Source organism: Clostridium sp. 1001283B150225_161107_B6 (assembly GCF_015556325.1).
Lineage (GTDB): Bacteria > Bacillota > Clostridia > Lachnospirales > Lachnospiraceae > Enterocloster.
Window position 1 is genome coordinate 104,824 of sequence record NZ_JADNMD010000014.1, and the last position, 24,252, is coordinate 129,075.

The following is a 24,252-nucleotide window of genomic DNA, read 5'->3' on the forward strand; positions in this document are numbered from 1 at the left end:
TCCACAGCCTCTCTCCTAGTCTTTTGCTTCCGTTATATTTCCTTCCTCGTCAATGTTCAGTTTCACGGTGCTGTACTGGTTTCCATATTCCAGGCAACTCAGACGGCCTGTGGGAATGTCCGCCTCCACGGAGACAATTCTGGCCTCCTTCTGCCCTCCGGAAATATAATCCTTTAGCGGCCCGTCGGGATTGCTGAGGTCCAGTCCCATAAGCCTGTTTAGCTTCATTGCTGTCAGCGTCCCCTTCTCCTTCTCGTCATTCAGGTAACGCTGGACCGCATCCACGCAAATCAGAGCCTCTGTTTTTGCCGTTGCCTCATGGGCAGCATTTATATAGTTCATCATATTAGGCACCGCGATGCACAGCAGTATGGACAGGATTGCAACCACTGCAATCAGCTCCACCAGGGTAAACGCGGAATTTCCCTTTTTCTTCATGTCTTTTTTCCTCATCTTACGCTTCCTGCATATGCCGCCGATAATGGCTCATTGTACCACATTCGGGGCTTAATTTCCAGACTCAATCTTGCCCTCCCCGGTATTGCCGTAATAGCAGGCTTTATAGGTTTTACCGTTTATTTCCCCTTCCCAGTAGGCGCTGTTGCCATCTTTGTCATAATGGTACTCCTTTTTCTCTGACTCCTTCATTACGCCCGCATCTACCATGTCCTGCTGCGCTTTTCCCAGGGTATAGTTTGACCTGGCATTGGAAATGGCTACCTGCTCCGCTGATTTATCCTGGATTCCCCGGTAGGACGGCACTGCTATGGCCACCAGTATTCCCAGTATGGCGATGACACAGATTAGTTCCACCAGCGTAAATCCTTTGGTTCTATTCTTTCCCTTTTTCATATGTATGTTCATTATCATGACTCCTCTTTTCTTTTGTACGATTGCAGCTCCCTACTGGACGGAATACAGTATCTTCTCAGCCTCCTCCATATCTGTCTCCCCGCTGGCAGCCATTCTCAGGACATGGTTTCTGAGAGGCACGGAACCTTTTTGTTCCTGGTATTCCCTTATGGATGAAAGAGGCTCGTTGTCAAGTATCATGGCCTTAATGGGTTCATCCACATCCATCATCTCATAGACCGCGGTCCTTCTGACATACCCGGTGCCGCCGCAGAGCGGACAGCCGGCAGACCTCCACAGCCTGTCTGGAACATCTGCCCTGCGCTCTGCAAATATCCGGCGTTCCCTCTCATCCGGCTCATAGGGTTCGCGGCAGTTGGGACAGAGCAGCTTCACCAGTCTCTGGGCCACAATGCCGGAAAGGGAAGCCGCCGCCATATAAGGAGGAACTCCCATATTGCGGAGTCTGTGGAGCGTGGAAGCGCAGTCATTGGTATGAAGGGTGGACAGGACCAGATGTCCTGTGATGGCGGCCCTTACTCCGATGTCCACTGTCTCCTCGTCCCTCATCTCACCTACCATGATTACGTCCGGGTCCTGCCTCAGGATGGAACGCAGGGCGGACGCAAAGGTAAGGCCGGCTTTGGGATTGACCTGGACCTGTGTGATTCCCTCCATGATTTTCTCTACCGGGTCCTCCACCGTGACTATGTTGATTTTCTTTTTCACCATACGGTTCAGGGCAGCGTACAGGGTAGTTGTCTTTCCGCTTCCCGTGGGACCTGTGACCAGGACCATGCCGTGAGGCGCCTTAAGGATATGTTCAAACACAATTCTCTGCTCTTCCTCCATTCCCAGGCGCCGGATATCCATCAGTGAATTATCCCTGTCATTCCCCAGCAGTCTGAGCACTGCCTTCTCGCCGTAGATGGAGGGCAGCGTGGAGATTCTCAGGTCCGTGGACACCTCACCCCGCTCATAATGGTATTTTCCATCCTGGGGAAGGCGTTTCTCAGCAATATCCATGCCTGCCATCAGCTTAAGCCTGGTTATCATGGGACGGTGATATTCCATTTTAAGTGTAGTATGGACAATCAGGTCCCCGTTGATTCTGATGCGGACAACCAGCTCTTTCCTTCCCGGCTCCACATGAATATCACTGGCATTTTTATGGAACGCATCTTCAATGACCGCGTTGACCATACGCACCACAGGAGCGCTTTCCACCCGCTCCATAAAGGACAGCTCTGGGCCGGAGCCCTCCGGCGCCGTCCCCGGCGTCTCCATTGGGAAATATCCATTCTCTCCATAGATACGCTCCGGCGCATTTCCATAGGCTTTTCTGAGGGCCTTCTTCAATTCCTTTTCCGGCGCCAGCACAGCCCTGACCTCCATGCCGGACAGGGTGGCCACCTCATCCAGCACATCAGGGTCCACCGGATATGCGGCTGCCACCACCAGACATTCTTCCTCAAATCCCATGGGAAGAATCCGGTTCCTTATGGCAAAGGACGGCTCAACCAGGGCCGCTGCCTTCCGGTCAGTTCTGAGACGGCCGGAAGGCGCCACCTCCATATGGTCCCTGGCCGATGCGCAGGCCAGGAGGGCTGCTTCTGTCACATAACCGAACTCCATCAGTATTTCCTCAACAGAGCGTTCCGGCCTGCCCTCCTTAAAATGCATGGCGCGGTCCATCTGTTCCCGGGTCAGATATCCCTTGTCAATCAACAGGTTTTCTATGGGTATTTTCTCTGGCACTGTTGTCTCCTCTCCCTTCCATGTGGTATACTTTCGCCAGACAGCAGATTTTGATGGAAGCGAGGTATTACCATGGTCTTTATCTATTTTGTATACGGACTGTCAGGCGCACTGATTGGCAGTTTTCTGAATGTCTGCATCCTGCGCATACCGGAGGGCCGGACGTTCCTGACCGGGCGTTCCCGCTGTCCTGTCTGCGGCCATGTGCTGGCCTTTTACGATATGGTTCCCATCCTGTCCTGGCTGTTCCTAAAAGGCCGGTGCCGGCATTGCGGGGCCCCTGTCTCCAGGCAGTATCCGGCCGTGGAGCTTCTCACTGCATCCGCCTTCATCCTCTGCCTTAAGGCAGAAGGCCCGGGTATTGGTTCTGCCCTTATGTGCATCTTTGCCTGCCTTCTCATCACAGCCGCCTTCATAGACGCGCGGCACATGTACATACCTGACGGCATCCATATCCTGATTCTGGCGCTGTCCTGCATCTCACTGGCAGCCGGAACCGGGCCGGGCCTTCTGAACCGGCTGGGCGGCTTTTTCCTGGCAGGCGGTTTTCTGGCCTTTGTAAATCTGTTAAGCCGCGGAGGCGTTGGCTGGGGCGATGTAAAGCTCCTTGCTGCCAGCGGTCTGCTGCTTGGCGCTGCGCCGGCCATGATAGCCCTTCTCATGGGCTATGTCATAGCCGGTCTTTGGTACGCCGTTCCCCTTATGCGCGGAAAAATCAGCCGGAAAACACAGATTCCCATGGCCCCGTTTTTTGCTGTGTCCTTAATGATATGCGGGCTTTGGTTCTGCCCGCTGTTCCTGTGGTATATGGGCTTTTTCCTGTGATGGCTGCCGTGTGTCTGCTTTTCAGGGTCATCTGCCCTCATAATAACGGTACACTCCGTTTCCGTTCAGATATACCTTTACATCCGGGCCGCCCCCGCCGCTGGAACGGTAGGGTTTGCGGATAATCATGACCGAGCCGTCCCGGTCATCAAATACAATATCCGCCATCATGGAGAAATGGTAACCGCCGTTTTCCACTACGGTGCGGACCGTTGCAAGGGATTTAAGGGGATATGCTGTCAATGTAATTTCAATTTCCGTGGGAACCTCTGCCGCAGAGTCATCCATTATACCGGAATCCCCGGAAGAGCCTCTTCCACGGACCACATATTCCCTGTTTCCCAGCGCATGGTACAAATACCGTTCCCAACGGGTTTCTTCTTCCCCAGCCACATCCTCCCCAGGTTCGGACGCTTCTGCTTCAAGCTCCCGCCCGTCTGCTTCCTCCCCCTCATTTTCCTCTTCCTCATCCATCATTGCATCAAATTCTTCCCTTACCCTGTCGCAGTCTTCCTGGAAACTCTGCCAGACCAGGTTCATGGCCGTGGAATCACCGCTGCTTACCGCCTCGCAGAATGAACGGTGAATGGTCTTGGCAGAGAGCTGGGCTTCCATATAGCGCCTGCTGTCCAGGGCAGCCTGCATATTGTGCCGTGAAACCGCCATGTATCCGCAGGACAGCACGGACAGCAGCGTCATGAGGAGGACCACATATATCATGCTGCTTCCACGGGTATATCTGCTGTATCCTCTTTCTGTTCTTCCCCTGTCCATCACGTCCCGCCTTCCCCATCCATGGTATAACCATACATGGATTCAATCACTGCCTCCTGTTCATATATTACATCCCCGTCCTTCTTCACCTTTATGCACACTTTGGCCTGTGTATTCTTTGTACCGCTAAAATCCAGCTCCAATTCCATACCGCCCATTTCCGTTACATCCAGTTTGGCCGCAGAGATACTTGGCCAGTCCTCCACCGGAGGCAGCTCCTCATAATATGACTCACCCGCCTCCGTCAGCTCCGGAATCTCCTGTCTGTTCCTTACATAATAGGATACTGCGCCCGTATCCCGGTAATCGCAGTAAAACACGTAGCCGTATCTCAGCTTTTCCTCCAAATCCCGGTAGGCCTGGCTGCACATGGCTTTTGCCTGGGACAGCCGGTCCAACTCATAATACAGCTTCATCTGAGGATGGATGAAACCGGATATAAATACAGCCAGAACAGCTGCTATGGACAATGCCGCCACTGTCTCTATCAAGGTAAATCCACGGTTGTTCTTTCCTGCTCTGCCTCCTGCGGCCATATCCTGTCCACCCTTATCTGTGCCTGTAAAATGTCATATGGTTGCCTGTATCTTCCTCTGACTCAAAGATTTCGTACTGTTCAAATATTTCCTGAGCCAGATTCTCCGTATACCCATACTCTGTGCCCCCATCCTTTTCCTCCAAGCTGAACTCCACCGCAATGGTCTCTCCGGTAGGGTCGCCTTCCCCGACGCCGGCCCTGGCGCTGAGGTCATAATTGGACCGTTCCAGACTCTGTTCCCCGGACAGCTGGCTGGTATTTGCAGCTGTCATCATCAGAAACCCGGTACAGACTACTGCCAGGAGGGCAGTTGACACCACTACCTCAATCAGCGTAAATCCTCCCCTGGATGACCTGCTATCTGATTTCTTCATAATAATATCTGACCTCCACGATTCCCTTCATTCCCTGATACACCTCCCGGCCGTCTTCCGCACTTTCATACACAGCTCCTGTATCCATAAAAGTTACCAGGAGACTTTTCTGCTCCCTGTATATTTCATCTGAAAATGCCATCACGCCCTGGGCATCCGGACATTCTATCTCCATGGTAATAACTGATTCCTTTACCACCCCGCCTGCCGGACCGTCCCCGTTTTCGCTCTTCTCCTTGGTTTCGCTCTTCTCCTTGTCCTCCGTTCCATTTTCCTCCATATCATAGGATAATTCTACCGGAACAGCCTCGCCTATACTCATACGGCATATACTTACCCCTGCCCTGTCCGCCATAGCCTGCAGGTTCCTGTCCATGAATGTGTCGTCAATATCCCGGTAAAAGAAATCCTCTTTATTCCTCAAAGCCTCCCACTTGTTTAAGGTTTGTTCCAACTCCTCATAGTGGTTCAGGTAAAACTCCATCTCTTCCTTTTCATGTCTCTGGCTCTCCATCTGCTCCCTGGATGTCTCATATCCTAAACGGCCCGGCCAGATAAATACCTCCAGCGCCGCGGTCCATAGGATAATGGTAAGCAATGTCCCGATGAGAAAACGCTCCCTGCTACTGAGCTTCATCTTGTCCTCCTGTTCCCAGGGACCCATAAACGGTTGCATATACACGCTCCGTTTCCCTGTCCTCTTCCCTCTTTTCCCACAGACTGTGTCCTACCTGTCCGAAAACCCCGGAATGCTCCACCTTCTCTACGTAGACCGGTACATCCCCGGCATGTTCCATGGACACCACCATCTCAAGATATACCCCGTCAAAGGTAATGGATTCAATCCTCATACCCGGCTCCATTGCTTCGGTAAATGCCCTGAATCCATCCATACCCAGCAGATTCTTCCCGGCCAGCAATGTCTTCACCGCCTGGGACCTATTGCTGTAATCCGACATTTCCCCTATTTTCTCTTCCATCTGCAGGGCTTCACGGAAACGGGCCCTGTACTCTGTTCCTTCCATGGCAAGCTCCCTCCGGGCCAGCTCCTTACCTGCCGACCGGTCCAGCCAGGCAGCGTGAAGAGACAGCCCTGCCGCAGCCAGCCCGTTCACAAGCAGGAACAGTGCCCAGCCCCTGGTCATGAACACTCCATGGCTCAGAGCAGAATTCTCACCATCCCCATATACCTGTTCTTCCAGTTCCAGCGCCTTTCTCCTGCCTTCCAGCGAACCGGCCACGCAGGCCGCCAGGCATGCGGCATCCACTGGTTCCGGCATCCTGACACAGCAGGGTATCTTCAGTCTTTGGGACATGTATCCTGCTGCAGACTCTGCATCAGGAAGACAGCAGGACATGATTACCATACAATCCGGGGCAGGAACACCTGCAGCCGCGCTGCACTCCTGTATCAGGCCTTCAACCTGCTCCGCCATCTCCTCATAGAGCAGGTCCATTGCTCCCTCCCGTATAAAACAGCCGGCCTTCAGGCCCGTCATTCGGCACGCCAGACAATGTCCGCCTGACAGCACATAAAATCCCATGCCTCCCTGGCCCACATCCACCAGAAGAATCCGTTCTTCCTTCCACAGCTCCCTGGCCATAAGGGCCATGCAGTCAGGCAGGACCAGGACCCTGCCGCATATCATTTTCCCGTTCTCCAGGGCTTTCTTATATGCATTCAGGCTGCGCTGTTCCATGTAATATGCGGTAACCGCAACCATTGTCCTGCCGCTTTTCGCTCCCAGGTCCAGGGCCGCTGCATGGTCCCCAAAGCCTGCATCCAGCATGGACAGCTCATTGACCGCCATCCTTTTCATGGCATTCTTTCCTGCCTTTGGAACGGTGAGCCCCATCATCTTTACATCCTGTCCCACTACCAGACTGACACGTTTTCCCTCCATACCGTGTTTTTCAGCCAGACACGCCAGGGCCGATGCCACATCGGGCACCGGCTCCACGAATTCCCAATCCATTATCTCCAGGCGGCGGTGGCTGCCAGAACCGTGACGCCGTTTAAACCGGCCGCGGACATACCATATCCTGTCCTCTTCCAAACATATGTAATATTTCATTTTCTACCTCTTACAGCATCGACGAGTACATGTTAAATACAGGCATCATGATGGCCATGACCACACTTCCCACCACCATGGCCAGTATGAGAATCATGGCCGGCTCCAGCAGAGCAATCATCTGATTGACCGCCCTGGCAGCCTCCTTTTCATAAAAACTCCCCGCATCCTCCAGCACCATATCCAATGCACCGGATTCCTCACCCGCTGCCACCATGGAAATAAGCACAGGCTGGAACAGATTCAGTTCCTCCAATGCCTGCGACAGCATCACGCCGCCTTTTAAGCTCTCCGCTGCCTGGGCCAGCCCCTTCTCCACATATGAATTTCCCATTACCCGCCCTACCGTATGCATTGCATCCAGAATTCCTATTCCGCCTCCGTAGAGCACGGCAAAGGCAGATGCAAAACGGGATGTATATACGGTTCTTAAAAGTTTTCCTATGATTGGGGTATACAGTACAGCCCGGTCTGCCTGCAGCCGGACGGAAGGACATTTCAGAATCCCCTTGAACAGGGCCATCAGTACCAGAATAAGTATGATGTAAAGGAACCCGCGGCTGCGGAGGCTGAAGCTGAGCCTCATCATCATCCGGGTAATCCAGGGAAGTTCCTGCTCCTGCAGCATGGAGGCAAACTGAGGAAGGACCGTGGTCAGCATGAATACTGCCGCCATCACGGTAATGGAGAACAATATAATGGGATAGGTCATGGCTGCACGCACCTTGCCATTTAACTCTTCCTCCCGGCCGTAGTACTCCGCCATCTTGTGAAGCAGCTCATCCAGTCTTCCGCTGGACTCGCCTGTGCGCATCATATAAACCAGCAGGTTGGGAAATACTCCCTTCATCTCCTCCATGGCCTCTGACAAGGTACGTCCCTTGTGGATGCTCTCCCTGAGTCCGGCCAGGGTTACCTTAAGAGTCTTGTCCCCGGCAGACCCGGCGCTCACTTCCAGAGCCCGGGACAGCGGCACTCCCGCTGTCAGCATGGCTGCTATCTGCCGGCACAGCAAGGGGAGCTGTCTCTGGTTCAGCTTCGCAGGACGCACCGCAGGTGTACGCTCCCGGGAACTGTACTCATAGCAATAGAGTCCCTGGGATTTAAGCATAACGAAAAGAGCCCTGCCGTTGTCTGCTTCCTTGGTTCCACAGTGAACTCTGCCATCTTCACTTTTCGCCTTATATCTGTAACGCGGCATGGCTCTTCCCCCTTTCCATAACGGTTTCATATGTACAAAGCCGGCTTTATCTGATATAAGTCAGACAAAGCCGGCCACAAAACATTTATATATGATTTTATCAGCGGAAGCTGTTCTGAGCCGGCTCATATTGGTAGCCAATACCAGACAGCACAGATATAATCCTGGACTTATCCGCATCCAATGCCTGGCACATCTCGTCCAGAGAACTATAATTGTCACGGAGCTGTGTGTTTACATAACTCAGCAAAATAACTGGGTCTTTCGGAATGGTACTCACAATTTATACCTGCTTTCTATTACCTCATATTGATTCAGTTAATATTAAATACCCTATATCTAGTCCTATTCCGGCTATAGGTACGCCAGCCTTCAGCAGAAACGATTATATCACCTGCAAGTAACGTTTTCAACATTAAATTAGGGTATTTTCCCTACTTTTTTCGTCAGTGCCAAAAGTTGATTGAATTATATTTCTATATTAGAAGTATTCTGAAAAATGCTTCCTATTTTATGGAAAAAACAGGGGCAGGAATCTGTCCGCACAGATTCCTGCCCTCTCCTCTATCATCACTCTGTCTTTATCTAAAATATCCAGAATTATTCCACATATGCGATGAGTCTGGTCCTGTCCTCATCCACATCTATAACAATGGTGCTTCCCTCCCGGACTCCATCGCCCAATATGATTCTTGCCGCCAGGGTCTCCACGTTCTTCTGGAGATAACGCTTCAGGGGACGGGCGCCGTACGCAGGGTCGTATCCCTTATCCGTAACAAATTCCCTGGCCCCCGCTGTCAGCTCTATGGTCAGCTCCCTGTCTGCCAGACGTTTATTCAGGTCCGCCACACAAAGCTCCACAATTCTTCCGATATCCTCCCTGGTCAGCGGCTTAAAGAGTATGGTCTCGTCCAGCCGGTTTAAGAACTCCGGCCTGAAATGGGCGCGAAGCTCATTCATCACAGCGTTTTCCACCTCCGGACGGATGTTCCCGTTCTCATCAATCCCTTCCAGCAGATACTGGGAGCCGATGTTGGAGGTCAGTATGATGATGGTATTCTTAAAATCCACGGTCCTGCCCTGGGAATCCGTGATACGTCCGTCATCCAGTACCTGCAGGAGCACATTGAACACATCCGGGTGGGCCTTTTCCACTTCGTCGAACAATACCACGCTATAGGGTTTGCGGCGCACTGCCTCTGTCAGCTGTCCGCCCTCGTCATACCCAACGTATCCCGGAGGCGCTCCGATGAGACGCGACACAGAGTGTTTCTCCATGTACTCGCTCATATCAATACGCACCATATTGGACTCGTCATCAAACAATGCCTCTGCCAGGGCCTTGGCAAGCTCCGTCTTACCTACGCCCGTGGGGCCCAGGAACAGGAAGGAACCAATGGGCTTGGTGGGGTCCTTGATGCCTGCCTTGGAACGGATGATGGACTGGGTCACCAGCTGTACGCCCTCGTCCTGGCCAACCACACGTTTGTGCAGAACCTCATCCAGATGCAGTGTCTTGCTTCTTTCGCTCTCTGTCAGCTTGGCAACCGGGATTCCCGTCCATTTGGATACGATTCTTGCAATCTCATCCTCTGTCACGCTCTCCCTCACAAGGCTCAAATCCTCATTCCGAATCCGCTCCTCTTCTGCCTGCAGTTCCTTCTGAAGCTCCGGCAGCCTGCCGTACTGCAGCTCCGCAGCCTTATTCAGGTCATACTTCTGCTGTGCGTCCTGAATCTCCCGGTTCACACCCTCTATCTCCTCCCTGAGGGCGGAGAGACGGTCCACGCTGGCCTTCTCATTCTCCCACTGGGCCTTCTTGGATGCAAATTCATCGTGAAGCTCAGCCAGCTCCTTCTGGAGGTCCGCCAGGCGGTCCTGGCTCAGGCGGTCAGTTTCCTTTTTGAGGGCTGCCTCTTCTATCTCCATCTGCATGATTTTCCTGGACATTTCATCCAGCTCAGCAGGCATGGTATCCATCTCAGTCTTAATCATGGCGCAGGCTTCATCCACCAGGTCAATGGCCTTATCCGGCAGGAAACGGTCGGTAATATACCGGTCGGACAATGTGGCCGCGCTGACCAGTGCAGAGTCTGTTATCTTCACCCCATGGAATACCTCATAGCGCTCCTTAAGCCCCCTCAGTATGGATATGGTATCCTCTACCGTTGGTTCGTCTACCATCACCGGCTGGAACCTTCTCTCCAGCGCCGCATCCTTTTCTATATACTGGCGGTACTCATTGAGGGTTGTGGCTCCGATACAGTGGAGTTCTCCCCTGGCCAGCATGGGCTTTAACATATTGCCTGCGTCCATGGAGCCCTCTGTCTTGCCCGCCCCCACAATGGTATGCAGCTCATCAATGAACAGGATAATCTGTCCGTCGCTCTTTTTCACCTCTTCCAGCACAGCCTTCAGTCGTTCCTCAAATTCACCCCTGTACTTGGCGCCTGCCACCAGAGCGCCCATATCCAGGGCAAACAGCTTCTTATCCTTTAATCCGTCCGGAACATCCCCGCGCACAATCCGCTGCGCCAGGCCTTCCACCACTGCCGTCTTACCCACGCCGGGCTCTCCGATAAGCACCGGATTGTTCTTCGTCTTACGGGACAGGATACGTATGACATTCCGGATCTCGCTGTCACGCCCAATTACCGGGTCCAGCTTCTGGTCCCTGGCCCGCTCCACCAGGTCATATCCGTATTTGGCTAACGTATCATAGGTCGCCTCCGGGTTATCGCTGACCACCCTCTGGTTTCCCCTTACAGTGGAAAGGGCCTGCAGGAATGTCTCACGGGTTATGTTATATAACTTGAATAACGCCTTGATATCCTTATTAGGATGCTTTAAAAGAGACAGGAAAAGGTGCTCCACAGATACATACTCGTCACCCATGGCCTTTGCCTCGTCCTCGCCGCTGATAAGCACCTTATTCAAATCGCTGCTGATGTAAAGCTGGCCGCCGCCGCTTACCTTGGGCAGGCGTTCCACTGTCTGCTTTGCCTCATTGGAAAACATATCTCCCTGAATCCCCATCTTGGTTATCAGCTTAAGAATCAGGCTGTCCTCCAGGGTCAGCAGGCTGTACAGAAGGTGCTGCTCATCAATCTGCTGGTTTCCATATTCATACGCCAGCTTCTCACAGTTCTGTACTGCTTCCATTGACTTCTGAGTAAATTTATTAATATTCATTACCCATTCCCCTTTCTTCTCTGCCGCTTCTGACCGGAATGCCTGTATGAATCCTCCGGGTACAGGGGCTTACGGAATTGTGCTTTGTCATCTTTGTTCTAGTCGTACTATAACACATGTTGTTAGCACTGTCAAGGGTCGAGTGCTAATTTTTTAAAGAAAAAAGAGCGCGCAAAATGGCGGGATAAAGAAGAAAAACCGCGGCACAGACTTCATTTGTCTGTGGCCGCGGCCATACGCATATTCTTTACTTCACGCCGGTTGCTGTGATTGTCTTGTCAGTAAGGGTTCCCTTGTAGATAATGGTTGCTGTATCCCCTATCTTCAGTTTATCAAACATGCCTTCCTTTCCCAGGAAAGTAAACAGGGTGTTTGCAGGGTCGGTTGTATCAATGACCACATAGTCCGCCCCAACTTCCGCCACCTTGCCGGAAAGAGTGTTGATTTTTGCGTCTTCTGAATCCATGGCATCCTCAGTCACAATTTTGGTTGCCACCGGCTTGTCGGTCTCATCTTCCAGGTCGCCGTAATAGGTAACATCGGCCTGTACGCCGGACTTGATGCCGTCCTTGGATACCTTCTGTGCAATCTTGGTATTAAATGTAAATGTTCCCTCGTCTGCAGCCAGGGTCAGGGTGTCATCGTCTGCCTTCTCAATGGTTCCGGTGATAATGGTATCCTCTTCAGCAGCTGCCTCTTCCGCTGCCTCTGCGGCGGCAGATGTGACGATGTCCACTGATTTTGCCTTCGTTGTATCTGCGGAAAGCTCTCCTGCATATGCCACCTCTACCTCATCGCCTTCTCCAATGGCATCCGCGCCTTCAACCTTGGCCTCAGATACATCAAACTTCACTTCCTTGCCTTCGTCATCCTTGACGGTAACCACGTTGTCTGTCACCTCTCCCACGAAGCCATAGAAGTACTGCAGTTCCATATCATCCTCTGCCTCTGCAGATTTTTCCGTTTCAGTCTGTGCTGCTGTAGTCGTTGGGGCTGCTGTGGTTTCTTTATTGCCGGAAGAACAGGCCGTCATCCCCAGTGCAAGCGCCAGGACTGCAACTGCTAAATAGTGTCTCTTCATAATAATCTCCTCTTTTCTGAATCATGCTATGTCATAAGATATGCCGGGACTGGCAGCATATTCCCCCTGCCGTCGTCCACGATACATATTACTACGAAAAACACTATTTTACTATGTCTTTTTCTTTAATTTTTCATAAAAGTTTAAAAAATCCCCATTTTTCCGATAGACTGGGATACCAGTTTTTTAAAGAGGGGGGCCATTTTATCCGATACCTCCTGGACCTCCTGATGGGACAGCGGGGCATCTGTCATGCCGCAGGCCAGATTGGATATACAGGAAATACCGCATATCTTCATGCCCATATGATTGGCAGCCAATGCCTCGCAGGCCGTGCTCATGCCCACTGCATCCCCTCCCAGTATCCTGCACATCTTTACCTCGTACGGGCTTTCGTAGGCAGGTCCTGTCAGCTGCACGTAGACTCCCTCCTGTATCCTGATTCCAAGCCCGGAAGCCGTGGAACGGATAATATCCCTCAGGTCTTCATCGTATATATGGCTCATATCCGGGAACCTTGGTCCCAGCTCCTCCAGGTTTGGTCCGATGAGCGGGGAGGGGACAAAGCAGGATATCTGGTCCTTGATGAGCATGAAATCCCCTGCCCCATAATCATAATTGATACCGCCTGCCGCATTGGTCAGAAAAAGGACCTTCGCACCCATAAGCTTCATCAGGCGGACAGGCAGGACCACATCTGACATGGGATATCCTTCGTAATAATGGACCCGTCCCTGCATCAGCACTGCCGGAACCCCATTTATGCAGGCGAACACAAACCTGCCCTTATGGCCGGGTACCGTGGATACAGGAAATCCCTCAATATCGCGGTAATCAATGGTTCCCTGGATTTCCAACTGCTCTGCGTAGTCCCCAAGGCCGGAGCCCAGCACCAGGGCCACCTTAGGTTCAAAGGGAATCTTAGCCTTTATGCTGTCATAGCAGTTTCTCAGCTTGTCATACACAGGATTTGTCATATCTGTTCTCCTTTTCTTGCGGGAGCTTAACCCTCCCTTGTTATGTGAAGTATATCATACCTGAACCATATGGCTCAACCTTTTATGCGGGGCAGGCACCTTCTTCTGTGCTCCCTCCGGTTCTGCCTGTACCACACTGCCAAAAGGGCCAGCAGACCCACGGTTATCCCTAAAAGCCCTGCTCCCACTGTTATGACAAAACCGCTTCGTACCCAATACCAGAGATTTCCTTCCCGGCCCTCATCCTGAGGCTCCGGTGCAGGTACATGGTCTGCTGCGGGTGACGCTGCCTGGGAAACTAGGGACACCGGCCTGTACACCATCTCCAGTTCTTGGGACCCGGGCTCTGTCCAGCCGACTTCCCCCTCGTATACAGCCTCATAATCCCTGAGAAGCTTTTGCCCTGATACAATGGCCTGGCGGCACACTCTTCCTGCCTCGTCCTCATAGGATTCCCCTGACCAGTCCGCTGTAAGAATACGGTAATCCAGCGGGGACAGGTCCATAAACTCCAGCAGCTGCCCTCCCATGGACACGCAGGTCTCCAGGACCGCATCCCCTGGTATAACCAGGGAACCCCCATGGTATTCGTCTGCCCCATAGGCGTGGAAGGTGACAGGCGCCAGGAAGCCCTCCTGCCATTCCTCCCCTATAATCCGGCTTTCCCTCAGAAAAAGGGTTCCCTCTGCCGGACTTCCCGATACATCCTCTTCCAGGAAAATGGACACAGGAATTCCTTCCGCCCCTTCCACGCCATTATATACTATCTTCCGTTCCATACTCCGGCTGACATACTGTCCCGGAACCGTTACTGTCTCCCAGTAATCCAGCAGGTACTCCTTTCCATCTCCGTCCCAATACCGTTCAGGCGGTTTTTGGATTTCTCCGTCTTCAGCTGTCTCCGCTGTTCTGGTAATCCGAAGTTCTGCACCATAATGGCCCCCTGCCGCCGGCTTCTGTGACGGCATGGCCCGTACACTGTCTGCCTGCCAGAAAACAGCTGCCGTCATTGCCGTCACTGCCAACACGGTCCTGCCTGCTTTTCCCCTTATACCTATCCGTCTGCTAAACGGTAATCCATTCCATCTGTCTGTCATAAGCATTCCTCCCGGCTATCCGCCATTTTACAAACTGCAGGAGAACAGAATACAAATCATATAAATATGTCAAGGTACATCAATTAAAACTGCCTGTTAAAATGGGAATCACGGGTTTCAGAAAGAAACCCCGTCTCTGTGCGGTGCACAGCCAGATGTCTGAAGAAAACAATCTGTGGTCTTATTATACATAACCTTAAGATAAGAATCAAGGGCATTTCCGATATTATTACACCTGTGCCAAGTCTCTCACCCCTAATCGGCCCCGTGCCTACACCACTGCAGCCGGATAAAAAGACGGCATCCCTTTTACTTAAGAAGGGATACCGTCTCAAACTTATCTGTCAATGCATCGTCAGCTGAATCATGGTCTGAACTGGCTGTACTTATGGCCGGGTGCGATTCCTCCCCTGTAGGCTGCAAGCTCGCTGACCGTCACCAGCTGATATCCCCGCGCTGTCAGCTCCGGAATCAGCACAACCGCTGCATCCGCTGTGGTGCTGTAGATATCATGCATCAGTATGACGTCCCCGTCCTTTACCTGGCTCAGCACCGTGTCAATGGTCCTCTGCGCGTTCCTGTGCTGCCAGTCCCTGGTATCAATGGACCACATGATGGCCGGCATGCCCATGGACCCCAGCACATTAAGGGATGCCGCATCAATATACCCGCCCGGCGGGCGCATAAGGACAGGTGATACGCCGCAGACAGCCTGAATCTTCTGGTTGGTGGAGCCAACCTGGCTTACGATTCCGTCTGCTCCGATTTTAGTCAGATACTTATGGTCATGAGTGTGGTTTGCAACCTCACAGCCCTGGTCCACCATTCTCCTGATAACGCCTGCATTGGCATTAACATTGGAGCCCAGCATGAAGAAGGTAGCCCTTCCGCCATTGGCCTGCAGGCTGTCCAGTATCCGGCTGGTCACGGATGTCTTAGGTCCGTCGTCAAATGTAAGTGCAATCATGGGCCTGGATGGGTCAATTCCATGGGATGCAGCCAGGTCCGCAGGAACTCCCGCCCCCTTTGCCGTGATGGAAGCCCGTATGCCGTCCACCCTGAGGCCGGCCCCCTCCTGTCCGGCTGCCGCACCGTTGGCTGCCCAGTCCGTCCAGGAACCGTTTTGGAGTACCTTGTAATATAAATCATATGCGGCTGCTCCGCTGCCGGTCAGTTCCATGCGTACGGACTCCAGGGGCATAACGCCTTCTGTACCGCCTGTTTCCGCTCCGTCCTCCGCCCATGGGAGCCAGCCGGAACCGCTCAGATTCACCTGATAGCGTATTCCTACCTGTGTACCGGCCGGAATGTTAATCAGATTAGCCCTTATAGCTGTAAGCCATGTGTTGACCGGCGCCGAACAATTATTGTTATCAGCTGTGGCTGCGCTCCATCCCTGCTGCAATATAAAGGCACTGTAGTTTACCTCCAGGGATTCCTGGCCCTGCGCTGGCTGTGCCGCCTGGTCCTGGCTGGCTGCGGGCTGTCCCTCCGGCTGGGGTGTCTGGTCCTGGCCCGCTGCCCCCTGTCCCTCCGGCTGGGGTGTCTGGTCCTGGCCCGCTGTCTCCTGGCCTCCGGTCTGGTCTGACTGGTCCTCTGTAAGGGACGCCGCTCCCGGCCCGGTCTGGGCGGATTTTGCTGCGCCCACCCCTGTGCTGCCGGCCAATGCCGTCATTCCCTGCATACTTAAAACAATTCCGGCTGCCAGAACAGCAGCCAGAATCTTCCGCTTTTTCCCACGTCTAATCATTCACATTCTCCTTGTATCATGTCTTTATTTGAGGAAATGACATCCTCACCGAACACAGTCCTGCATAACATCACATATTCCTTAAAATACAGGTGGTCCTCCAAATCCTTCAAAGCATGGGCTATCCCCCAGTAATACCGGGCATGCTTCTTTTTATCTTTCTCGTTGAACCGCTGCCATATGGCATCGCCCACCACCAGATAATCCCTGGCTGTACAGCGCATATTGCTGAGCTTGTCCCCCAGCGCCAGTATCTTAATCTCCCTGGAAGCCGTACAGAGATGCATGACCGTACGGGTCTTGCGCTCCTGCCAGCTGCGGCTTTTATCCTCGCTCTCATCCACTACCAGCTCTGCCACCCTGGGACCAAATGCCTCCTCAAGTTCTTCCCTGGTAACTCCTGCATCTTCCATGACATCATGGAGCAGGGCCGCCGCAATGATTTCCTCATCATCCGTAAAAGCGGACACAATCACTGCCGTCTCCATTGGATGCGTGATATACGGAATCATCGTGCCCTTTCTGAAAGCTCCCTTGTGGGCTTTATCTGCAAATGCAGCTGCTTCTCCAATCATAGGTTTTACTCCTTCTGTGATAGCACAATTTATATTCCTTATGTACCTCTCCCTTTGATGTCAGGAATCATACCTATCATAACATATTCGTCCGGCATTTTGAAGGGTATTGTGGAATCTTTGCCATTTTCCAAGTTAAACTTGTAAGAAAAGAAAATTTCTGATATGCTATAGAAGTATTTTTTCCGTATTACTTAAGGAGGATAATTAATGGACCGTCATTCATCATATTCGGCTCCCCGCAGCGAACGCTCTTCCGGTTCTTACGGCGGCAACCGCGGCAGGAGCAGCAAACGCAACACCTATAATAAGCGTTCATGGAACGACAACCGAAAACTGCATACCCTGGTATTCTACATACTTCCCTTCCTATTGCTCAATCTGGTCATATTCATTCTGGCCACCTCCACACCCAAGATAGAGTATGATGCATCTGATACCAAGGATTACCGCACTGTGGATATATCCATCCGCATACGCTCCCTTCTCCCTGTACGTGAGATGAGCGTCACCATGGAATCCCAGCCTCTTGAGCTGGAAAGGGAAAAGGGGGTTTACACCGCTACCCTGACCAACAACGGAACCCTCCAGATATATGTAAAGGGCTGGAACGGAATGGCTGCCAGGCTGTCCGACACCATTGCGGCCCTGGACGATATGGCCCCCTCAATCCAGGAAGAATATGTGATGGAAAATGGCATCCTTACCATAACGGCAGAAGACAGCCAGTCAGGTATTAACTTTGACGCAGTCTATGCTACGGATGAGGATGAAAAAACAGTCAAACCCACCCACATCAATAAAGAAACCGGAGAAATCACCTTCCCCATGGACACAAAAACCCTTGTGGTATATGTTGAGGATTACGCGGGCAATACCATAAAGGGCTCCTACACCACCATAAAGGAAGGGGTAGACCTGAGCAGCCGGGACACAGAATTCCCCTCGGACGGCACCAACGGCACCAACGGCAGCAGTTCCAGCGGCTCCGGCACGGCTAAGGAATCCACTAAGGCTAAGGAATCCACCAAAGCCAAGGAAACCACGAAAGCCAAGGAAACCACCAAGGCTAAGGAATCCACCAAAGCCAAGGAAACCACGAAAGCCAAGGAAACCACCAAGGCCAAGGAATCCACCAAGGCCAAGGAAACCACCAAGGCCAAGGAAACCACCAAAGCCAAGGAAACCACCAAGGCCGCTGAAACCACCAAGGCCGCTGAAACCACTGCAGCCACAACTGCCGCTCCAACTTCTGCCGCCCCGTCTTCTCCCGGACAGCAGACACCATCTCCTACCCAGGCCTCCCAGGCCCCGTCACCGGACGCCGGCTCGGATGATAACATCACCATTGTCCCCCTGGGCTGAAACGTTTCTGAATATTTATATAAATATCCGTATTAAAACCAAAGGCCATGGCTCCCTTGATTGGAACCATGGTCTTATTATTCATACATATCCGATTACACGGTTATAATAATTGAATCCAAATCCTGTCACTGTCTTCCTGCATCCATAATATCATCAATGATATCCACATATTCAGAACAGTACTTTTCATACATAGGAGCAGCGGCTTCCTGGAACCGTTCTTTTTCCCGGGCATCCAGCTCCGTCACCACGCACCCCGCTTTCCTGACCCTTTCTTCCGAGGTTTTCTCACGCTCAGCCCACAGTTTACGCTCATACAGGGCTGATTCCTGGGCACAGCTGCGAATGATGCTCCTGTAATCCTCTGGCAGCTTATCCCAGGTGGACTGGGCTGCCAGCTGAAGCTCCGGAACCCTGGTGTGCTCATCCAGGGTAAAATATTTGGCCACCTCATAATGCCGTGTGGATTCATAAGAAGGCCAGTTATTCTCGGCACCGTCTATCTCGCCTGTCTGCAGTCCTGAATAAACCTCCCCAAAGGCCATGGGTACCGGCGTTGCTCCCAGAGCCTCAATGGTATCCATCATCAGAGCAGATTCCTGGACCCTGATTTTAAGTCCCTTCATATCGTCCAGGGACTCAATAGGCCTGGACGTACTGTAAAAGCTGCGGGCGCCGGCATCATACCAGGACAGCGGCACCAGACTGGAACCGCCGAAGGAATTCATGAAATCCATGCCAATAGGCCCTTCCAGAACCTTCCACATGTGTTCCCGCCCCGTATACAGGTAGGGCATCTGAAGCACATTCAGCTTGGGAACAAACCCAGCCAGAGGGGACAGGGATACCCTGGCAAAATCCACCCCGCCGAACTGCAGCTGTTCAATGACCGTCTTTTCATCTCCAAGAATGCCGCCGGCATTGACCTGTATCTCAACCCTGCCGCCGGTCCTCTCATATACCAGCTCCGCAAATTTATACGCTCCCTGGGTGGTGGGATAATCCTCGGCCTGATTCTCAGCATATGTCAGGACGAACTCCGGAACCGTCTTCTGCCCCGTACCTTCCTTACTGTTGCCTGCACAGGATGCAGCCAGAATCATGACAGCCGCACAGGCCATCAGGTAAATTACATTTTTTCTCAAGCAGCCGTCCCTCCCTTCGGATATATCATACCCCAGTTGCCGGGCCCGGTCAAGGCGGGCCTTTGTATACCTTTACTTGGTTCCTGTCCTGACTTCCATCTTAGAAACCACATAGCGGTAAAAATCTTCTTTCTCATTTCCAAGCACACGGTTTGTAAAAACAAATCCATGGGTGGTGTCACAGAATATAATAATCATGGTGGGCTTCCTGGATATACGTTTGACCGACTTCCACTGCAATTCTGATGTGTCATCTCCCACCTGGATGTAAAGCCCGCTGTCACCAATGGAAACCTGGGTATCCCGTGTGATGCCCGCCGCCTGTTTTTTTGCCTTGGCGTATATTATCAGCGGCTGGATGATTGTAAAAAGACAGCATCCCAGCACAATGAGGCACCTCATGAATCCATGGGCCTGGTCCCATTTGGAGAATCCCAGAACAAAAACAGCCGCTGTAAATATGATATTGCAAAGTCCTGCCATGGAACCGTAAATATAATACATGGAAAGCTGCCATAAATCCCACGCCGTTGTCCTGTATGTGTATCTGTATCTCATTCATATGCTCCTTGTACGGATGTTCTGAATCCTAACAGAGTGGCGACAGGGCCGCCACTCTGAAATTTCATTATACATGATAAACCATTTTCCCGTATCCATTCATCAATGAGCCAGTACGGATGGCAGCCACAAGCTGACAGCCGGAATAAAGGTAATCAGCAACAGGGTTATAATCATACACAGGTAGAATGGCAGTGTAGCCTTGACCACCCGTTCCATGGGCACCTTGGAAACCGCAGAGCCAATGAACAGAACAGCTCCAACAGGAGGTGTCAGAAGTCCGATACCGCAGTTGAGCACTACCATGATACCAAACTGAATCGGGTCCAGACCAATGGATGTTGCAATGGGAAGCAGAATGGGCGTTGCAATCAGAATGATTGGCGCCATATCCATGATACATCCCAGCACCAGAAGAATCAGGTTCAGCAGCAGGGCCAGAAGAATGGGGTTATTGGTCATGCCTGTAATTGCGCTGGCAGCCAGAACAGGCACATGCAGCTGGGTCAGACAGAATCCGAAAATATTGGATGTGGCAATCAGAATCATGACGATGGACAGGGTGTCCACGCTGTCTCCCAATACTCTCCATACTCCCTTCCAGTCCAGTCCCTTGTAAATGAACACGCTGACTATCAGGCTGTAGATAACAGCAACGGCTGCAGACTCTGTGGCTGTAAACACGCCGCCTACAACGCCGAACACAACTATCAGTACGGCTGCCAGCGCCCAGAAGGAAACGCTCAGCTGCTTAATCAGATTGATGATGCTGAACTTGTCGCCCTTGGGGTAATTGCGCTTAACGGAAATGATATAGGAACCTATCATCAGCGTTACAGCCAGCAGCGCTCCCGGAATATATCCTGCCAGGAAAAGGCTTCCCACGGAGATACCGCCTGCTGTGGTGGCATAGATTACCATGTTGTGGCTGGGAGGCACCAGAAGTCCCTCACAGGATGAGGTGATGGTTACTGCTGTTGAGAAATCGTCGTCATATCCCTGGTCAACCATCATGGGAATCAGAATGGAACCAAGGGAAGCCGTATCCGCGGATGCGGAACCGGAAATACCGCCGAAGAAATAGGATGCAACGATATTAACCATTGCCATGCCGCCCCGCATCCAGCCAACACACGCATTGGCCAGTGCAATCAGCTTTTCAGAAATACCGCCGGAACCCATCAGGCATCCCATGGTGATGAAGAACGGAACCGCCATCAGGCTGAAGGAACTGATGCCCTTTACCATCTGCTGGCAGATGGTGGTCAGATTGTGTCCCTGAAACAGAAGACAGAACACAGATGAAAGCGCCACCGCATAGGCGATGGGGAAACGTAAAAATACCATCAGGAAGAAACTCCCCAGCAAAACCAGAATTGCCATGCTATTTGCATCCATTACTCCATCCCCTCCTTTACAAAGAAACTCTTTACATGATTATATAAGGCCTCTACTTCAAAAACCAGCATAGCCACTCCGGCCAGAGGCACCGGGAAATACATCCAGAACCTGGAAACCTTGGGCATGCTTACATATGTACCCTTAGAGCCGATTCCCGTGGCATACTTCCAGCCAACCGTAATCATGATGACTGCCAGTGCAAGCACGGCCAGGTCAGCGATGATGTCCAGACTTTTTACCAGATTGGAGGGCAGATACCTGTCAAATGCGGTCATGCGTATATGGGCGCCCCGTCTGATGGCAAGGGCGGCCGAAAGCACTGCCATATAGGACATACAGGTCAGGACTACCTCTTCGCTCCACGCGGGGTCCGGAATAAACGATATATATCTTCCCGCCACAGCCATGCTTGTTATAAGGATATCCACCACAAGAAGCAGCTTGCAAAGCAGCAGCACGACCCTGTATGTCATATCATATGCAGGCTTGATTTTGTCAATCTTTTGAAATATTGCTGGCATATTGATTCCCCTTTCAAAAACTACAGGCACAGAGTTGATTCATTTGCCCTGTGCCTGTCTGATTGCCGCTTATTATTTGTTCATGTCAAGAATCTGCTGATACAGTTCAGCCTGGTCCTTTGTAGAAGACTCAATGATGTCCTTACAAGCATCCTGCCATGGCTGGATATCAGGAACCTCAACCACGTTAATGCCATCGGCCTTCAGTTCATCAAGCACCTTATTCTCAGCTTCCTCAGAGATGGTTCTGTTAAACTGGGATGCAACCTTGCCGGCTTCTACCAGGATGTTCTGCTGCTCTTCTGTCAGCTTATCCCAGGCTTCATCTGTGATGATGACCTGGATTGCGCCCAGTGTATGGCCGTCCAGAATCAGGTTTGGAGCAACCTCCTGGAATGCATTGGACTTGTAGTTAGCAATTGGCTGCTCAGCACCATCCACAACACCGGTCTGAAGTGCGGAGTACAGCTCGTTGAAGGAAACAACCGTTGGGCTTGCGCCAAGGCCTTCCACCATGCCGTTCATAATCGGGTCATTGGACACACGCAGCTTCATGCCCTTTAAGTCCTCTAAGCCCTTAACTTCCTTGACTGTGAAGAAGTGACGGAAACCTTCCTCGCCGTAGTACAGACCTCTTACGCCCAGTCCGTTGTCGTGGGGTTCCATGAGGAATTCAGGAGCCAGCTCGCTGTCAGCAAACTTCCAGAAATGGTCACGGTTTGCAAATGTATAAGGGATAGACAGAAGCACGGACTTTTCAGCGCCGTAGCTTGTCAGGGCAAATGCGGAAATACGGGAAATATCAATGGTTCCGCCGCCGCCCAGCATGGTATCCAGAACATCGTTCTCTGAACCAAGTACACCGCTGGCCTGCAGGTCAATCTTAATCTTGCCGCCGGACATTTCCTCAACTGTCTCCTTGAACTTGGAATCAGTCTGCCCAACAATGGTATCCAGCGGGTTAACCTCTGCCATAACCAGAGTAACCTCCGGCATGTCGCTGGTATCAGCTGCTGCTTCGGTCTTAGCCTCCTCAGTGGTATCTCCCTCTGCCTTTGCTGCCTCTGTAGGCGCCTCTGTTGCTGCGGGAGCTGCTGTTGTGGCTGCTGTATCAGGACTCTTTAATCCACAGCCTGCCAGGGAACCAGCTACCATTGCTGCACACAATGCAGTACTAATCCATCTTTTTTTCATGAAACATTCCTCCTCTTAATACTTTTTTTATGCTTTCGCATATTTTTTTTATGTTTCTTTAACACTGACTTTATTATAAGAGTATTTCACGTTTCTGAATATAGTAAATTTTTGTGAATCATAGTAGGATTTTAACCTGTTTCGCTCTTCCATTTATGCAAATATTACATATTTTATCTTTATACAATCTTTATCCCTTTTGGAAAACAGACAATCTGTATTCCGTGGGACTCTGGCCCGTTATGCGCTTGAACACCTTTGCAAAGTAATTGGAGTCACCGTATCCCACTGCCCTTCCGATTTCCTTTACATTGACGGTTGGCTGTCCCAGCATCTTCTTGGCTTCCTTTATACGGTACTGTGTCAGGTAGGAGGTAAAATTCTGGTCAAAGCACTGCTTGAACAGCTTGCAGAAATATGCTTCTGAATAATTCATGGCTCTTGCAGCATCCTGCATGGAAATATCAAACATATAATTCTCATGTATGTACTGGCTGATTAAGGAGGTAACCTTTGAAAGACGGGCGTGTCCCCCGTCCTCCGGCTCCTCTGTGTCCCCAGGCCCCGGAATCTCAGCTTCCGTTTCAACCCTTTCATCCTGACGGTGCTCCCCTGCAATATGCATGGCCTCCTCCACCACCAGCATCAGTTCCTCCTCGTCGTAAGGCTTCAGAAGATAATCCAGAGCTCTAACCGTAATAGCCTTTTTTGCATAGGAGAACTCGTCAAAGGCTGTCAGGAATATGATGCAGCAGTCCTTGTCCGTCTGCCGAATCTGCTGGGCAGCCTCTATTCCATTTATACCGGGCATCTCAATATCCAGGATGGCAATCTGTATCTTTTCCTCCTCATAGATTTTAAGGGCTTCCCTGCCGTTAGCTGCCTGGAATATACGGCACCTGTCCCCCAGGTTCTTCTGCAGCGTCTTGTACAGAACCTGCCTCTCAATCATCTCATCATCTGCAATCAGTAAACGTAACATTGATTCCCCCC

At 51.7% G+C, this 24,252-nt stretch carries 24 protein-coding genes; 2 read left to right on the forward strand and 22 right to left on the reverse strand.

Annotation, left to right across the window (positions count from 1 at the left end):
- Positions 1 to 15: 15 nt before the first annotated feature.
- From I2H39_RS24470 to I2H39_RS24480, 3 genes are read right to left on the reverse strand one after another with little or no spacing between them, the layout of a single operon-like run.
- A complete protein-coding gene (locus I2H39_RS24470) occupies positions 16 to 453 on the reverse strand; it encodes a type II secretion system protein (protein WP_330641109.1) in 438 nt (145 codons plus the stop codon).
- 54 nt (positions 454 to 507) lie between these two features.
- Positions 508 to 864 carry a type II secretion system protein gene (locus tag I2H39_RS24475; RefSeq protein ID WP_195627733.1) on the reverse strand — a complete coding sequence of 119 codons (357 nt, stop codon included), beginning with the start codon at positions 862 to 864 and terminating at the stop codon, positions 508 to 510.
- Positions 865 to 903: 39 nt separating this feature from the next.
- A complete protein-coding gene (locus I2H39_RS24480; protein ID WP_138306308.1) occupies positions 904 to 2,610 on the reverse strand; it encodes a GspE/PulE family protein in 1,707 nt (568 codons plus the stop codon).
- A gap of 72 nt (positions 2,611 to 2,682) precedes the next feature.
- Here I2H39_RS24480 and I2H39_RS24485 point away from each other — a divergent pair, with 72 nt between their 5' ends.
- Positions 2,683 to 3,435, forward strand: coding sequence for an A24 family peptidase (locus tag I2H39_RS24485; RefSeq protein WP_195627734.1), 753 nt, complete (start codon positions 2,683 to 2,685; stop codon positions 3,433 to 3,435).
- Between the two features lie 27 nt (positions 3,436 to 3,462).
- Here the strand turns inward: I2H39_RS24485 and I2H39_RS24490 are convergent, their stop codons facing one another.
- The 13 genes from I2H39_RS24490 to I2H39_RS24550 all read right to left on the reverse strand — a co-directional run bounded on the left by I2H39_RS24490 (position 3,463) and on the right by I2H39_RS24550 (position 17,069).
- Complete coding sequence (locus tag I2H39_RS24490; RefSeq protein WP_207746957.1) at positions 3,463 to 4,209, reverse strand: hypothetical protein; 747 nt, start codon at positions 4,207 to 4,209, stop codon at positions 3,463 to 3,465.
- A complete protein-coding gene (locus tag I2H39_RS24495; RefSeq protein ID WP_138306305.1) occupies positions 4,209 to 4,745 on the reverse strand; it encodes a prepilin-type N-terminal cleavage/methylation domain-containing protein in 537 nt (178 codons plus the stop codon). The genes I2H39_RS24490 and I2H39_RS24495 overlap by 1 nt, the downstream gene beginning before the upstream one ends.
- A gap of 13 nt (positions 4,746 to 4,758) precedes the next feature.
- Positions 4,759 to 5,121 (reverse strand): prepilin-type N-terminal cleavage/methylation domain-containing protein, encoded by a 363-nt coding sequence (locus I2H39_RS24500; protein ID WP_195627736.1) that lies wholly within the window; start codon positions 5,119 to 5,121, stop codon positions 4,759 to 4,761.
- Positions 5,105 to 5,758 (reverse strand): hypothetical protein, encoded by a 654-nt coding sequence (locus tag I2H39_RS24505; protein ID WP_195627737.1) that lies wholly within the window; start codon positions 5,756 to 5,758, stop codon positions 5,105 to 5,107. Before I2H39_RS24505 ends, I2H39_RS24500 begins: the two co-directional genes overlap by 17 nt.
- Positions 5,745 to 7,196 (reverse strand): hypothetical protein, encoded by a 1,452-nt coding sequence (locus tag I2H39_RS24510; RefSeq protein ID WP_195627738.1) that lies wholly within the window; start codon positions 7,194 to 7,196, stop codon positions 5,745 to 5,747. The genes I2H39_RS24505 and I2H39_RS24510 overlap by 14 nt, the downstream gene beginning before the upstream one ends.
- 10 nt (positions 7,197 to 7,206) lie before the next feature.
- A complete protein-coding gene (locus tag I2H39_RS24515) occupies positions 7,207 to 8,397 on the reverse strand; it encodes a type II secretion system F family protein (protein WP_195627739.1) in 1,191 nt (396 codons plus the stop codon).
- Positions 8,398 to 8,497: 100 nt separating this feature from the next.
- On the reverse strand, positions 8,498 to 8,677 hold the full coding sequence (locus I2H39_RS24520) for a DUF4250 domain-containing protein (protein ID WP_002576758.1): 180 nt from the start codon (positions 8,675 to 8,677) through the stop codon (positions 8,498 to 8,500).
- A gap of 320 nt (positions 8,678 to 8,997) precedes the next feature.
- Positions 8,998 to 11,589 (reverse strand): ATP-dependent chaperone ClpB, encoded by a 2,592-nt coding sequence (clpB, locus tag I2H39_RS24525; RefSeq protein WP_138306300.1) that lies wholly within the window; start codon positions 11,587 to 11,589, stop codon positions 8,998 to 9,000.
- A gap of 247 nt (positions 11,590 to 11,836) precedes the next feature.
- On the reverse strand, positions 11,837 to 12,670 hold the full coding sequence (locus I2H39_RS24530) for a hypothetical protein (protein WP_195627740.1): 834 nt from the start codon (positions 12,668 to 12,670) through the stop codon (positions 11,837 to 11,839).
- Between the two features lie 143 nt (positions 12,671 to 12,813).
- Positions 12,814 to 13,647, reverse strand: coding sequence for a purine-nucleoside phosphorylase (locus I2H39_RS24535; protein ID WP_195627741.1), 834 nt, complete (start codon positions 13,645 to 13,647; stop codon positions 12,814 to 12,816).
- 74 nt (positions 13,648 to 13,721) lie between these two features.
- Positions 13,722 to 14,744: a hypothetical protein gene (locus tag I2H39_RS24540; RefSeq protein ID WP_138306297.1), complete on the reverse strand. Its 1,023-nt coding sequence runs from the start codon at positions 14,742 to 14,744 to the stop codon at positions 13,722 to 13,724.
- Positions 14,745 to 15,108: 364 nt separating this feature from the next.
- On the reverse strand, positions 15,109 to 16,494 hold the full coding sequence (locus I2H39_RS24545) for a polysaccharide deacetylase family protein (RefSeq protein ID WP_138306296.1): 1,386 nt from the start codon (positions 16,492 to 16,494) through the stop codon (positions 15,109 to 15,111).
- Entirely contained in the window at positions 16,491 to 17,069 is a 579-nt protein-coding gene (locus tag I2H39_RS24550) for an HD domain-containing protein (protein ID WP_138306295.1), read from the reverse strand. Before I2H39_RS24550 ends, I2H39_RS24545 begins: the two co-directional genes overlap by 4 nt.
- 210 nt (positions 17,070 to 17,279) lie before the next feature.
- Here I2H39_RS24550 and I2H39_RS24555 point away from each other — a divergent pair, with 210 nt between their 5' ends.
- Positions 17,280 to 18,434 (forward strand): hypothetical protein, encoded by a 1,155-nt coding sequence (locus I2H39_RS24555; RefSeq protein ID WP_195627742.1) that lies wholly within the window; start codon positions 17,280 to 17,282, stop codon positions 18,432 to 18,434.
- Between the two features lie 128 nt (positions 18,435 to 18,562).
- On the opposite strand, the gene I2H39_RS24560 is transcribed toward I2H39_RS24555, so the two are convergent.
- From I2H39_RS24560 to I2H39_RS24585, 6 genes are all read right to left on the reverse strand, one after another.
- Positions 18,563 to 19,582 carry a TRAP transporter substrate-binding protein gene (locus tag I2H39_RS24560; RefSeq protein ID WP_138306293.1) on the reverse strand — a complete coding sequence of 340 codons (1,020 nt, stop codon included), beginning with the start codon at positions 19,580 to 19,582 and terminating at the stop codon, positions 18,563 to 18,565.
- 72 nt (positions 19,583 to 19,654) lie between these two features.
- Positions 19,655 to 20,140: a YcxB family protein gene (locus tag I2H39_RS24565; RefSeq protein ID WP_195627743.1), complete on the reverse strand. Its 486-nt coding sequence runs from the start codon at positions 20,138 to 20,140 to the stop codon at positions 19,655 to 19,657.
- Between the two features lie 105 nt (positions 20,141 to 20,245).
- Positions 20,246 to 21,541, reverse strand: a complete 1,296-nt coding sequence (locus tag I2H39_RS24570; protein WP_138306291.1) for a TRAP transporter large permease — start codon at positions 21,539 to 21,541, stop codon at positions 20,246 to 20,248.
- Entirely contained in the window at positions 21,541 to 22,065 is a 525-nt protein-coding gene (locus I2H39_RS24575) for a TRAP transporter small permease (RefSeq protein WP_138306290.1), read from the reverse strand. Before I2H39_RS24575 ends, I2H39_RS24570 begins: the two co-directional genes overlap by 1 nt.
- Positions 22,066 to 22,137: 72 nt before the next feature.
- Positions 22,138 to 23,259, reverse strand: a complete 1,122-nt coding sequence (locus I2H39_RS24580; protein ID WP_138306289.1) for a TRAP transporter substrate-binding protein — start codon at positions 23,257 to 23,259, stop codon at positions 22,138 to 22,140.
- Positions 23,260 to 23,449: 190 nt separating this feature from the next.
- Complete coding sequence (locus I2H39_RS24585) at positions 23,450 to 24,241, reverse strand: response regulator (protein WP_138306288.1); 792 nt, start codon at positions 24,239 to 24,241, stop codon at positions 23,450 to 23,452.
- Positions 24,242 to 24,252 lie beyond the last annotated feature (11 nt).